This window comes from Sunxiuqinia sp. A32 (assembly GCF_052690465.1).
In genome coordinates this window covers 373,431-388,402 of the sequence record NZ_JBQYLI010000001.1, presented here as the reverse complement: position 1 = coordinate 388,402, position 14,972 = coordinate 373,431, and the positions used below count along the sequence as shown (strand labels likewise).

Annotated in this window: 8 protein-coding genes; all 8 read right to left on the bottom strand. The window is 38.1% G+C overall.

Going from position 1 to position 14,972, the window contains the following annotated elements:
- Positions 1-26: 26 nt before the first annotated feature.
- Positions 27-1,418: a sugar porter family MFS transporter gene (locus ACUNWD_RS01425; RefSeq protein WP_445585977.1), complete on the bottom strand. Its 1,392-nt coding sequence runs from the start codon at positions 1,416-1,418 to the stop codon at positions 27-29.
- Between the two features lie 38 nt (positions 1,419-1,456).
- A complete protein-coding gene (locus ACUNWD_RS01420) occupies positions 1,457-3,841 on the bottom strand; it encodes a pyruvate formate lyase family protein (protein WP_445585976.1) in 2,385 nt (794 codons plus the stop codon).
- Positions 3,838-4,737, bottom strand: a complete 900-nt coding sequence (locus tag ACUNWD_RS01415; protein WP_445585975.1) for a glycyl-radical enzyme activating protein — start codon at positions 4,735-4,737, stop codon at positions 3,838-3,840. The genes ACUNWD_RS01420 and ACUNWD_RS01415 overlap by 4 nt, the downstream gene beginning before the upstream one ends.
- A 109-nt stretch (positions 4,738-4,846) precedes the next feature.
- Positions 4,847-6,325: a family 43 glycosylhydrolase gene (locus ACUNWD_RS01410; protein WP_445585974.1), complete on the bottom strand. Its 1,479-nt coding sequence runs from the start codon at positions 6,323-6,325 to the stop codon at positions 4,847-4,849.
- A gap of 11 nt (positions 6,326-6,336) precedes the next feature.
- On the bottom strand, positions 6,337-7,896 hold the full coding sequence (locus ACUNWD_RS01405) for a glycoside hydrolase family 32 protein (protein ID WP_445585973.1): 1,560 nt from the start codon (positions 7,894-7,896) through the stop codon (positions 6,337-6,339).
- A 194-nt stretch (positions 7,897-8,090) separates the two neighbouring features.
- Entirely contained in the window at positions 8,091-9,563 is a 1,473-nt protein-coding gene (locus tag ACUNWD_RS01400; protein WP_445585972.1) for a GH32 C-terminal domain-containing protein, read from the bottom strand.
- 117 nt (positions 9,564-9,680) lie between these two features.
- Positions 9,681-11,408, bottom strand: a complete 1,728-nt coding sequence (locus ACUNWD_RS01395) for a RagB/SusD family nutrient uptake outer membrane protein (RefSeq protein WP_445585971.1) — start codon at positions 11,406-11,408, stop codon at positions 9,681-9,683.
- A 25-nt stretch (positions 11,409-11,433) separates the two neighbouring features.
- Positions 11,434-14,886 (bottom strand): TonB-dependent receptor, encoded by a 3,453-nt coding sequence (locus ACUNWD_RS01390; RefSeq protein WP_445585970.1) that lies wholly within the window; start codon positions 14,884-14,886, stop codon positions 11,434-11,436.
- Between the last annotated feature and the right edge of the window lie 86 nt (positions 14,887-14,972).

The following is a 14,972-nucleotide window of genomic DNA, read 5'->3' as shown; positions in this document are numbered from 1 at the left end:
TAAAATTATATCTCAGGATTTTGAAATTATTTTCCAATCAGATTTCTGTTCTCAAGTCTCATCTCCAAATGCTCCAATGGAACTCCTTTTGTTTCTACAAAGAAAAACCATACGATAAAAAACTGTAATATCATCATTACTCCTCCAAAAACAAATGGAATGGATAGGCCAATTTTAGGTATGGAGACAATTACCGGATATACCTGAGCGGCAACAGCTGCAAGTCCCCAATGTGTAAAACTACCTAATGACTGGCCTTTACTTCTAACTTTATTGGGAAATACTTCACTGATGTATACCCAAATTACAGCCCCCTGTGAAAATGAGAAAAACAAAATAAATGCTGCAACTGCCCATGGAAAAAGTTCAGTAAACTCACGTGTCCACGCAATGTAGGCACAAACGCCCAAAGGTATAGCTGACCCCCAAGAACCAATTAACAATAGCATCTTTCGTCCTATTTTATCAATTGTCAATAAGGCAATAGTTACTGCAATAACATTAGCAACACCTATAATTACGGGTTGAAATTTACCTCCGAATGTGGCTCCTATTTCATTTAACGTGTCATTTAAATAGTACAAATATCCATTAACAAATGACAGTTGATTAAATGCAGCTACTGTTACACCCAGAAAAATGGGGTAGAAATATTTTCGTTGAAACAATTTTTCCTTAATATGCTTTGAAGTAGACTTCAAAGATTCAATAATCTCGGCCATTTCTTCTTCAATTCTAAGTTCCCCAACTTGTGCAAGTACATTTTTCGCCTCTTTGATTCGGTGGATTGATGCTAACCATCTTGGACTTTTAGGGATAAAGAACAACATCGTAATAAACAACAGAGCTGGAATACATTCAGCAGCAAACATCACCCTCCATTGCAACTTTAAAATATCAAAATGCATGGTTTCAATAAGTGCGTTGGAAAAATAGGCGACCAATATTCCAAAACAAACATTAAACTGAAACAATATTACCAATCGTCCTCTAATTTGTGCGGGAGAAACTTCTGCAATATACATAGGCCCCAAAACAGACGCCCCTCCCACTCCGATTCCCCCAATCAACCGGAAGACTGTTAATGACCAGAAATCCCACGCCAGAGCACAACCTAAGGCTGAAATAAAAAATAAAGCTCCCAGTACTTTCAAACTTTCTCTTCGGCCCCAAATATCACCTGGTTTAGAAGCAATTATTGTTCCTAGAATTGTTCCAATCAAAGCAGACGACACCACAAAGCCCATTGACCATTCTGAAAGTTGAAATATGGTTTTCACTGCGGAGGTTGTTCCAGCAATTACAGCTGTATCAAACCCAAATAATAAACCGCCTAGTGATGCAACAATTGACGCTTTTATTAAAGTAGTTGTTACCCGATAGTTTTTTTTATTTGTAGACATAATTGAATTATTCATTTTTAATTTTTCGCTTTCCCAATGGTAATTTATTGAAATTACATTTTTGTTGACTCCAAATCCAGCCGGAGGATTATATCATTTTGTATTTCAGCTGATAGATCTAAAAAGTTAACGAAAGTTCCGTGAATTCGCATTATATAAACGCCACTGGGTGCAAATTTTTTCGGATTCGCTATAACCTTTCTCAACATATCGGGAGTATTTACATTTACATACAGATAGAATGGATTAATGTGATCGCTATCGCAAAAAAACAAAGGTTGAATTACTTTGTCATAAAATGACATTCCCTTCTCCTCCATAGATTCTTCTGGAAAATATTTTGGATCTATTCCAAAATGAGACGCATATCCACCAGTCATTTTTTCAAATGATAGTTTCTTAATTGATAAAATTCTAAAACCCAATCCAGAATGCGCGTCCCCACAAAGTGGGTCCAAACCATAATTTAGCATTTCTCGAGCATGCCGTCCATCTGGAGTTGCTCCAACCCAATATCCATACAAAAGATGTGTGGATGGGCTGCTCCAATCAGGTCTGAATGGATTCCCCAAATAATTAGTCAATGAAGCTACTTTATCTGATACTTTATTTACAATTCGTTGAGCCACATCGTCAACTTTTCTCGAATTATTTCCGTATTTCTCAGCAGTTAACAAATATTGCCTAAGATCTTCTTTTTCAGAAAAGTCATCCCTTAAAGCAAGTAATAGTTTACCAGCATCTTCAGGTCGCTCTTTCAATAAATCATTTATGGCAACAAACGAATCAGCTAGTACTGAAAGTCCATGGATAAGGCATCCGCTTCCATTGTACTTGGTCCCTTGATTATTCACATCTCGCATATCAAATCCAGAATCAATTCCCCCCATCGTTGAGGAAAGAAAAGGAACTTTCAAATGTGATAACGCAAGTGAACAATCATTCGCGGCTCTCGACATTTGATCTAAAAAATAATCGAGTTGCTTATAAAACAGACTCTCAATATTAGAAAGAATCGCAACTGGTTCAATTTCCGACATTCCCAATTCGGTATAACCAAGACCAATCTTTTTTCCCGATATAGCTGAGTATCCGTCATTTAATGTAAGTTCTAGTATTTTTCCAAGGTTCAGCCAACTATTGGTTGTATTTCCGTTATCTTTCCCTATGACAAGCGGTTCTTGACAGCCAGCAATAGAATAATCTGCCAAATCCTCTGTTTCAATTCCCGCCCAATCTAAAACCTTAAAAAGTGAATCATCATTGAAGAGTGATGGAGTAAGACACCCCGGAGTAAAAAAGAACTTACCCATTTCTTTATAAATCTGCTGGGGAGTGTTTCGATGAAGTTTTACTGACAAAATTGGTTGTGGGTAATTTGTCTCAAAATAGGCATCAAGCATTGCATAAGTAGTTGCATTGCTTAAATCTTCTCCACTACTTAAACGACCAGAGACCATTAAGTTCTGAGAGATTGCCCAACTACGATCACCAACATTAAAAAAAGTCAGAAAATGCTTAAAAATAGAAGTAGTCATTTCTCGGTCAGCTCCATCCATCTCACGGTAGTCTTCAAAAATACGATCAACATTTCCGACAGAGAAAGCATAAGGATTGGGAGATTGTTCAATACACATCACTTGCCACAAAATGATAAATGATTGTATTGCTTCGAACAAATTTGACGCTCCAAATTCAGGAACTTTTTGAAGCGTATTGGCAATTAAAAGTAATTCTCTCTTTCGTTCTTTTGAAACCTTAGTTGATAATTCCATCGCAAGCTGAGCGTAACGATTAGCCAATTTTATTGTTGCTTTAAGTGCAAGTTCCATCGCATCATAAAATGCTAATTTATTTTGATCGTTCTCAAGCTCCCGCTTCTTAGCAATTTGAAGAAGTTGCTCAGTAATTCCTCCTTTTATTATCGGTTTAAAATCAGCAATTGTATGTCCCGTGACCTGTTCCACAAAATAAACTACTTCTTTTGTTTCGTCACCAGTTTTTTGATAGACTTTCTTTAAATCCTGAACATATGGAGATTTTGCATACTCATCCCTGACCTTTCGAATACGCTCCTCGGTAAATTCATCATTAGGTTCAATATCATCGAATACGGCCAATGGATCGCAGTACCCTTCAAAAGAATCAATGTGAAAATTCGGATTAATTAAAGCGTATGTTTTTGCAAAGGCATCACTCTGAGTTCCAGCAAAAACCTGATTAGCACTAATCTGCAAAGGAATCTCAGTTACTACCCGTTCCAGTAATTTGGCTGATTTAATTTCGGAATGAACACCTTCAAAATCACTTTCCGCATTCATCTGTATCTCTTTTATACGAAACCAGCCATCAAGTCTTTTTAGTTGCCGTTGCTCCTCAAAAAGCTGAAGTGCCATTCGGTCAAGCTTTTCTTTGTTATATAGGTTTTGCCATTTCATATTAACTTTCTAAGGTTATTGATGATTTTCAAATCATTCTCCCGAAACACCTTTTCAATTTTCAATATTCTTTCTACCGATACATATTCGTTTTTCATAGTATAATCGAGTCCGGACAGCTCCCACTTCACTTTTCCATATTCATGATATGGAAGAATTTCCACAAATAGATGATTGTTATTCAATGGTTTGATTATCTCAATAAAATGCATAATATCTATCTCGGAATCGTTAAAATGAGGAACCAATGGAATTCTTATCCAGATAGTTGTACCAGACCCAGAAGCTTTTTTAATGTTTTCAACTATCATTTCATTACCTAAACCCAATATTTGCCTGTGTTTGTTATTGTCCCAGTGTTTGAAATCAATCATTAAAGTATCAAGGAATGCAAATAATTCAGATAAAAATGGATGCGTTCCATTTGTTTCCAGAGCAATATTTATCCCCTCTTTATCCAACATTGCTGCTAGATTCTTCAGTTCATTGAATTGGAGAGTCGGTTCACCTCCTGTAAAAGTGACACCGCCACCATTGTAAAACAACGATTTAGACTGTAACACTTCATCATAAATATCATTGATTGAATACTCTGTATAACTCAACTTAATTCCTTCATTCCTGTTTTTTGTTATACAAACTTTTGAAATACAATTTTCACAAAGTAACCGATCCAGTATTTGATTCTTAATTGCTCCAAAGGGACAAATTGAGTCTTGCAATTTATGTTTGCTCACAAGTAAGGTACCCGCCATTGAAATTCCCTCAGGATTAGAACACCAGGGACACTTCAGATTGCATCCTTGTAGGTGATATAATAATCTGTTCCCTGGTCCATCTTGATTAAAGTTCCACCCCTTCTGAAAGATTCTTATTTTACTTGTATCTGAAAACATCCAGCTGTTGTTTATAATCACAATTGCATTAAAGGAAGAGGTTGGCTGCAAATGCACATTCTATTAGTTACAAATGCATATACAACCTCCCCTTCATTTGCGAGCAGACCTATTCTGATATCGGTGTTATCTCAATATCTTTGAAAGCTACTTTGCCATGTTTTGCGTAAAACCACAGCACATTTCCCTTTCTCTCTGGTAGCCGATTTACAATGCATCGTTTACCAGCAACACAGACATCAATCATATCATCCTTCATTATAATTTCAACGGTGTATGGTTTATCTAAGCCATCTACAGCTTGTATATTAGTATTATAAAGCGACACAGTCTGGTTAATTTCAGAAAAGTCCAATTTATAACCTTCAGACGCTTTCTCTTTTGATCTTAAATAAAGACCGATATTTTCATTATTTCCATCAGGATCAACTTCAAACTTAATACGGCAATTAACAGGAATATCTCCAGCATGAAAAGATCCTATCGATCCCAATGCATCAATGATATATTCATCTGCACTATCTTTAGATGCATTTTCATCCAGCTGAAAATCAACCTTCATTTTAGACCCGACTTCGGGCATCGTTTCTTTTGGGAAGCAGGTAGCCAATGTCCCATCAGCCATTTGTATGACCTCGCGCAAAAGAACGGCTCCTCCAAAAATTTCACCGCCATTATCTTTGTTATCTCTTTTACTTGGAATCCAGGAGGCTGCAATTCGCCTTCCGTTAGTGAATTCTGCTGTCTTTACAACATTCGACCAATCTTCGTCAAACACCTGAAATGAGGGTTCAATCCATGGGCCGTAAGGTTCTTTCGACATCACATAAAAAGTTCTACCTGCTTGCGAATACAACAAATAGTACCAATCATTCCATTTGAAATAATCCGGACATTCCGGAACATGACGTTGACCATCAAGAATCGGTTTATTCACGTTCCATGTTTTCAAATCACTGGATGTTAAATGAACCAAACATCCCTGGTTCTCATCAATGGATGTGTTTTTCTCTCTCCAACTGGAAACGAACAAATGAAATAAACCATCGTCATCAATCACCACTTTAGGATCTCTAAAATCTCTTTTACTATAGCCTGGTGCTGATGTATAAAAAGGATTCGGTTTCTGCTTTTCAAAACTGATGCAATCATCACTGGTAGCGTAACTCAATTGCTCATTTACATGTCCATTTTCGTCAATAAGACGCGTAGCATAAAAAGCGTAAAACTTAGTACCATCAAAAGCCAGGGAACCTGTACAAATAGACTTTTCCCAATCCTCATCAATCCCAATCGCAATCGGATGGTGCTTCCAATTCTTTAAATCACTAGTTGTGCTAACTACCCACTGGTGAGCACCTAGTCCATTTAGTGACGAATGATGTCCTTCATCCAGTAACCAAAAAAGATAATATATACCATCATGATAATAGGGAATACAATCTCCTACAAACTGATTTCCATTTTCGGGAACAAAATATTGCATATTACCCGTTGGTTGTGACTCCGGCTTATAATCAATTTTAAACTGGGCAATTCCTAGTTGCGCTATAATAGCTAAAGCAACCGTAACTATAATTTTCTTCATTTTAATAGGTTTCAAAAGTTATTTATTTTCCAAATTGATTTCATTTCATAAATCTCCAACATACTAATTTTCGGGCCATATTTAAAGGACTCAAACACCAGTCCGTCAGCATGTCTAGCTAGAGGTAATTGCCTTGTTATATACCTTTCACCACTATTTAAAAAGATCTCAGCAATCGTTTTATCAAGTAGAATTTCCAATTGGTTCTCACCTGACAAAAGTTCATCTGAAGACAATTCTATTAGTGAATTTCCCTGATAATAAAGCCTGAAGGTATTTCCCTCATCCAAGGTGAACTTCATTCTAACATGAAGCGGCCCTTCATTAACCTCTGCCATTTTTCTGTTTGCTTCTTCCGCACTCAGGCCTTTCCAGATGTACTCTTTTTGGTGCAACTGATTAATTTCATGAATTGGATTTGCCGTTAAGACAACTCCCCTATCGGTGGTTTTAAGTAAAAATTCGGTCGGGAATAACATCATCTGTGTAAATGGCATTCCTTTAGGTTCTACTCTGGCCCACGCTATTTGAACGCGTCGATCATCCGGCATATTTTCAAACGACTGTGATGCATATAAAAGATCTCCCCAGCTACTTGTTCCTTCGGCATAGCGTAGCTTCTCCGTTTCGGGTAAAAATTCCCTCCCATCAAAACTACCGACATAATACTCTGAGGAACCGCCATGCAAAACCCATTTTTTATTATTGTCATCACCATCTACGGACAATTCAAACATATCGGGGCATTCGAAAAGCCCTTCAAAATGACTTTGCTTTTCCCAATTTCTCAAATCTCTGGAATTATAAAAAGACATCCCATTTTTTTCAAAAAGAACCATTACCCAATGCGTGGATGGCTCGTGCCAAAATACTTTAGGATCGCGGGTATGTGTAGTTCCCATTTCCCAGTTGCTATCAATAACGGGATTTCCCTGAAAACGTTGAAATGTTTTCCCTTCATCCAAGCTATAAGCTATGCATTGCACTTGTTTGAATGAAACGCGATCGTAGGCCGTGTAAAACAAAAGCAAAGCTCCTTTACCAAATCCGGCATCATTGTTCTTGTCAATAATAGCCGTTCCGGACCAAGGTGATCCTAAGGTATCCAAACGCAATGCTGGTGGCAATTCTTCCCAATGTATCAGGTCTGAACTGACAGCATGTCCCCAGTACATAAAACCAGTGTTCCACGATAGTCCAAATGGAAATGACTGCCAAAACAGATGATACTGCCCGTTAAGATAAATTGGACCGTTAATATCGTTACTCCAACCTCTTTTTACGGTAAAGTGATATTGAGGACGATACTTTTCCTGATAGATTGAATCGGATCCAGCAATTTCGTCACTCTGATAAATACGATCCATCGATTCCCTGGATGCCGGACAGGACAATGTAATTCGCTGCCCCTTGAACTCTTCAACATTGATGTATATCCAGTAATTAACGGAATCTTCTGCCAACTGTGCAGGAAACTCGCGCTGCTTTTGGCCATTCGCTTCTATCTCAACAAGTTTCATTCTGGCCTGATAGCCAATGGGAATATTCAAATAGTTTTTCGTAATCTTCATTGTTCGATCGTTCGAAAAAACCATCTGCTGAAATATTACCAAAAACAACAGCAGAAACCCGATCAATCTCAGGAAACAGCTCGATCTATATTGTTTACTTTTCATTTTTGATTTAGTAGTTATTAGTTGGTTTGATTAAATAGTAATTGATTGATTAAACCAGAGTCAGTTATTTACTTCTCTGTCTCTTTTCCCTACTGAATGCCCATAAGGGCGCCTTTCAATAAAATAGCATCACCTGCTTCTGTATAGATTTCAAAACTTTGAAAGTTTTCCTCATTACCACAAAATGAAGTCATCGCTATCTGATTATCACATGTGAATAATTGAAAAGAGCACCCATCAAAGAAAATCTTCAAATTATTAACTGGTGAATCCGAAGAATAAGCGACACCAGATGATCTATATCCATTTTCTATCTGGTTATTTTCAAACAAATTGGAACGATCAACATAACAATACTGTTCTTCCGAATTATATCCAATATTGAGACTTCCCCCTGATTTCGTTTTAAACCGCACTCCATAATTACGACTATTCCAGATTGCATGTTTACGCGAATTATCAAACGTTAAATCCAATATAAATGGAGCTTCGGGAATTTTGTACTCATCAGAGATCGTCCTTGCATTCGACAATTCAATTCTGCCTATTTCTTCTATGAGCTGTTTTTGCGAGTTAATTTCTGAGATGAGAGATGAGGAAATAAAATAATCATCATTTTCGTTAGTTAATTCCAGTTTGCGAGCAAGAATTAGTTTTTGATTGCATTCCTCCTCATTTTCAGTATTAAAACCTCGTCCCCATAAAAAAGCTATTTTGTCTCCATTTTCATCGTTAAGGAATAATCCGTCCAGCTTGTCTGTTCCGTAATCAAGCAGAAGCTCTTTTACCTGCGTTGCCAAAAATTTAGCACCATCAAAATCGCCTACAAAATATCTTTTTGTTTTGACTGTCTCATCTTCTTTTTTCATATCCGCCCAAAGCACCCACTTCATATCATTAGTCCCGACAACCTTCATCGGGAAGAAATCCGGATTTTCAAATTGACCGGAAAAATGAAGTTGTTCACCAAAATCACTTAAATAATTCCAATGAATCCCATCAGTGGATTTATAAAACCGAATGGCATCACCAACAGACACAGTCATAATCCAGGCATCGAAATCTTTGCTCCACCTAACTTTTGGATTTGCAAAGCTGGCTGGTTCACTATCTGTCAATAGAATACTTCCGAATAGATTCCAGGTATTTCCTTCATCAATGCTATATGCAATCTCAATTGTATTTTCAATCCCCTCTAACGAGTTCATGTAATAACAAAGCATTGGTGGAGATACTTTAGCTCCAAATCCGGATGTATTTGCAGAATCAATCACGACACATGGTGAAATCATTGTTTGCATTCCATCCGATAAAACAGCGACTTGCTCTTCTGCACATGTCAAAAGATCTGAGCTGGAATAGTGCCCCCAGATTAAGTCATCTGAAATAGAATCTTCCGAGAAATACAGATGATAACTTCCGTTAAAATAGCTTACCGTTACTGGCTTGCCATTGATTTTATCACTTAAACCAGACATTGTATTTCCCGATCCCACTCTTGGTGTGGTCGTATTACATGAAAAAACAAACACCACAATTATAATCGCCAGCGCACTTCTCATTTGTTGGATATATTTAGTCTTCAGAAGAAAATGTACTAAACAATAATCTATTCATAGCATATTGAAGAGAAGTAAGCCAAGCCATCTTTCTGTCTTGGCTTACATTCTCGGTATATTTTACCAACCTACATTCTGCTTATACAAACCTTTCACATAACTGATTTGTGTCTGCGGAATCGGGAAATATTCATCCCTGTTCTTTGTAAATGTGGCATCCTTCAAATAGGTACGTCGTGTCTTCTCAACGTTAAAATAATTGTTCATATATTCATCTGCAATTCCCCAACGTACGATATCGAAAAACCATTTTCCTTCAGTTGCAAACTCTAGCTGGCGTTCCCACTTTAGAGCTTCGAAAGCAAAATCCTGTGTCCAGGCAGGGCAGTTTTCACCTGGTTTATAAGGCTCAACCATAAAGTTTCCGGTTGGTGTACCATCAGCAAACTTCAGCATTTCGTCGCTGGTTGCAGCTCGTTCACGAATTTGATTGATTAAGTCCAGTGCTTCATCCAGATTTTGATTTAATTGAATTAAAGCTTCTGCTCTCCACAACATCACTTCATCCAAGCGAATAACATCCCAGTTAAGCCCGCTTCCCATAAATGGATTTGTTTTACGGAAACAGGGACAAGAAGGCAATACCAACAATTTTTGACTCATGGAATAGCCATACACTTCAGGAGTCCGAACCCAGCTGGTCTGCATCACAAAATCCGGATCGTATTTCCAGGGCATTTCCGGCACACAAGCAGTATGCATTAACCTTGGATCCATCGGAGTAGATGCAAATGCTTCTTTGTTATCGAGCATTACACCAGTATTGAAGTTGTCAAAGTCAGGCACACCGTCCACCGTTTTATATCGATTCATCAGGTTAACGGTTGGTTGCAAGAATCCGCAACAACCATATTCTGAGTTCACCGGATAAACCAGCCAAACATTAACACGTCCAACAGGTGAACCATCGTTGTTTGCAGTGTGCTGGATCGCCCAAACTGACTCTTGTCCATTTTCATACTCCCACAAAAAGTTCTTTCCAAAATCTGCGAATAAACTCTTACCAGAGTTATCAATTACATCTTTACACAAACTTGCAACCTCAGTAAGCTTTTGCTGATTAATAGAAACGACATTGTTATTGTCATCCTGTTCGTAAGCAGCAAATAATAAAGTCTTTGCCAGATAAGCTTCTGCCGCATACTTGGTTGGCCTACCAACTTCATCCTGACTTGTAGGTAAGTTTTCTGCTGCAAAGCGGAAATCATCGATCAGTTTTCCCCATAATTCCTGATCAGTTAAATCATCATTACTTACCTTATCATACTGATCATTAGGAGTATTTTCATCGATATATGGGAAATACTTGAAGTTCAACTTCATGTACATATAAATATGTCCGCGTAAGAAACGTAACTCAGCAATTCGTTGATTTCTCAACGGATATTCCGCATCTGTTAAAGCTTGAGCTCTCCGTAAAGCATCATGCACTCTACCAACCGCTACATAATGCACCCACCATAAATTATCTAAATCTCCAGAAGTTGTTGCCTGCATATAAGTGAAAGTTTCCCAAAGATTTCGTTCTGCATTGTCGTTTGTTCCCGAACCTCCTTTATAAGCTTCACCACCACGAACTGATCCTTCTTCGTAAGGCATCCCCATTTGTTTATTGAAATGGTTTTGCCCGCAAAAAGAGTAAGCTGCATTTATCATCTGTTCCACCTTATCAGGTGTATTTAAATCTGCATCTGAGATTATCCCCTGAGGATTTTGCTCGAGCATCGAAGTACATGATATAATAAGTATTAGCACAAGATTAAAACTTGCTATTTTTATAGTTTTCATTTTTATTCGTTTTAATTTTTACTAATTAGAAAGTTACGTTCAATCCCATAGTTAATGACAATGGAAGAGGATAGCTGTTGCCTGGAGTTTCCGGATCCAATCCGGTATAAGCATTGTCTCCCCAAGTCTTCATAACCGTTAAGAGATTATCTGCACGCAGCGAGATTCTTGCTCGTTTGATTTTTAAGCGATTAGCCATTTGATCCGGAATTGTATACCCCAGTTCTGCATTTCTAATTTTCATGTATGAGCCACTCTCTACATAATAAGTTGAGAAACGACCTTCATCATTATAGTTATTAATTGAAACTGCAGGGATTGTAGAGTTATTATTTTCAGGAGTCCATGCATCCAACAATCTTGTTCCATAGTTTTCACCAACAGTTCCCAGTGCATAAATATCAGTCCATCGTTTCCAACCACTCACATTTAGATCTTTACCAAATACGCCATTGAAGAATACAGTGAAATCAAAGTTCTTCCAATTAAGCCCCACAGTAATACCATATTCCAGGTCAGGATTTTCTACGCCAATCCAGGAACGGTCTTTATCATCAATTTTTCCATCATCATTCAAATCCTTGTATCGAATGCGCCCGGGAGCAGCACCAATCTGTGTTGCATGAGCATCAACCTCTGCCTGAGATTGAAATAATCCATCAGCTTCATATCCATACAACGAATTTCTTGGACGCCCCAAAATGTTTTGATCTGTTCCATTCCCTGCAAAGTTGTTGATTACATCTTCCGGTACTTTAACCACAGTTTGTTGATTGTGCCAGAATACACTACTAACTTCCAATCCAACGTCTCCAAGTTTCTCCCGGTAGTTCAATGTAAATTCATACCCTTTGTTATCAATATCGGCACCATTCAACCACATGCTTGCTCCTTCACCCAAAGTTGCGACAGTACCAGGTTTCATTAAAATATCACGAGTATATTTCAGATAATAATCAAATGATCCGCTAAGCTTTGAATTAAAGAATCCAAAGTCCAGACCAAAGTTATGCTGAGAAGTCGTTTCCCATTTTAAATCCGGATTTCCTCTTTGTGTTCTGCGAAAACCTGCAGGTAAACTACCGCCTTCACCAGTAAAGTCATATGCTGTTCCCCAGTTCCAGTCCCACAAATTGTTTGCATCATACATTGAAACATACATTTGATAACCAGCATAATCATCAATCTGAGAATTACCATTTTGTCCCCAACCATACCTCAATTTAAGTTGGGAAAAATCAGATAAGGCTTCACTTAAGAAACTTTCATTATTTAAAACCCATCCCACTGAAAATGCAGGAAAAGTAGCCCAGCGATTGTTCGAACCAAATACAGAAGAAGCATCTCTACGAAGAGTAAATGAGGCTAAGTAACGATTGTCGTAGTTGTAATTGAATTTCCCAAACCAGGAAATCATTGTGTTATTACTTCTGTTTCCTCCATTGTCTTTTTCTTCTTCACCAGCGTCTAGTTGCATATAATCTGTAGTTTCCAATGCATACACACGGCGACTTCCCCAAAATTGATCCCAAGTGTGCTCAATAGTTTCCTGCCCAACCATGACGTCAAAATTGCTCTTTCCTAAATCAAATACATACTGTAAGATGTTACTGTTATTCCAGTTCGCATCAAAATTTGCAGTTTGGGTTACTTTATTCCTATCCTCACTCAAAAAGCCTGAACGATAAGTCAGATCCATGGTTTTGCGCCAAAAACCTGTAAAGTCAAGACCGAATGATGAACGGAATGTTAGCCCTTTTAATAATTCGATATTAATAAATGTGTTTCCAAACAAGCGCATATTATCCTGATGATTCTGTAGATTGTCCTCAATTAACCGCACCGGATTTTGTCGATCGCTCATTCCACCAATAGGGCCACCCCAACCAATGCCATCAACGGTATGAACAGGCACAATGGACATTAAAGATTTTGTGCTACCTAAGTTGCCATCCCCAATATTGCTGCTCTGTCTCCATTTTGAAATGGTGAAGTTTTCGCCAACCTTAATTTTACCATCCAACCAGGAATAATCCGTATTAATCCGAGTATTCAACCGGTTGAAGAAACTGCCTTTGATGGTTCCTTTGTTATCGTAATAATCAACAGAAAAGATAGCGTGCCCACTTTCATTACCACTGGAAAGGGTCACATTATATTGTTGCACCTGACCTGTCCGAAGAATCTCATCCTGCCAGTCGGTATCTGCCGATTTCATTGTTTTCGCATCAGGATCGAGGTATTCTCTCCAAGTTACTTTATCCAAAACAAAATTTCCATTGGCATCGACGTGATCTACATATTGATACAATTGCCCGATTCCAACAAGGTTTGGATCTGCATCAGCATTATCATTCTTAATCGCCCAATACTGAGAAATACCTCTCTCTTCTGTATTCATCAGATCAAAAGGTTTTGCACTACTCACCATCGTGTACGAAGACCTAAAATCAACCGTGGTGCCCTTTTTCCCTTTTCTGGTTGTAATGATGATAACACCATTTGCAGCACGAGATCCATAGATTGATGCTGATGATGCATCTTTCAGAACTTGAATAGATTCAATATCCATCGTTGCCAACTCAGACATCGATCGGGTTGTAGGAGTACCATCAACAATATACAGTGGATTATTATTATTCAAGGTACCTTCCCCCCGGATACGAACGGTAGACCACGGATTTGGAGAACCATTGCTTGATACTGTCATCCCTGCAACCTTTCCCTGGGCTGCTCGCATCGCACTACCGGTTGTACTGGATCGTATCTGATCCACTTCCACAACAGATACCGAACCGGTAAGGTCGGCCTTTCGCTGGCTGGTGTAACCAGTAACAATTACTTCATCGAGGCTTGTTAATGATTCCTGCAAAACCACATCAATAACAGGAGAATCTGCCACAGTGATCTCTTGCGATTCAAAGCCAATAAAAGAAAAAACCAAGGCAACTCCATTATCTGTTCCAATGGAATAATATCCACTTGCATTCGTTATCGTACCTTGTGTGGTTCCCTTCACAACTACAGAAACACCCGGTAATGGAAGCCCGGAATCGTCAGTAACAGTGCCGGAAACAGTCATCTGCTGAACAAGAAAATCAGAGTCAATTTCTTCATTTTTTGGAAAAATTATAATACTACGGTCTATCAATTTGAAGGATAAACCCGTATTCTCCAATAATCCATCGACCAAATCCAGCACACCTTTGTCTGTAACTTGAATTGACTTTCTTTCAACATTCTTGACCTGTTCATTTTGATAGAAAAAGCGGTATTCAGATTGTTCTTCAATCTGGCGAAAGATTTCACTTAGCGCAGCATTCTCAATTTTCATAGAGACTTTTGAACTTTGAGAATAAACAGATGCTGTAACATTAACCACAAATAATAGAACTAAAAAGACTGTTAGCTTCATAATTCGAAAAAGTTTAATCCACCCGACTCTTGTCGAGTAGTCAGATAATCGTTTTTTTTTCATAATTTTGAAAAGATTTATAGTTTGTAAATCAGAAATTAGAAGGTGATATTTCGTTGGCGCGGGTATCACCTTTTGTTTTCATTTCT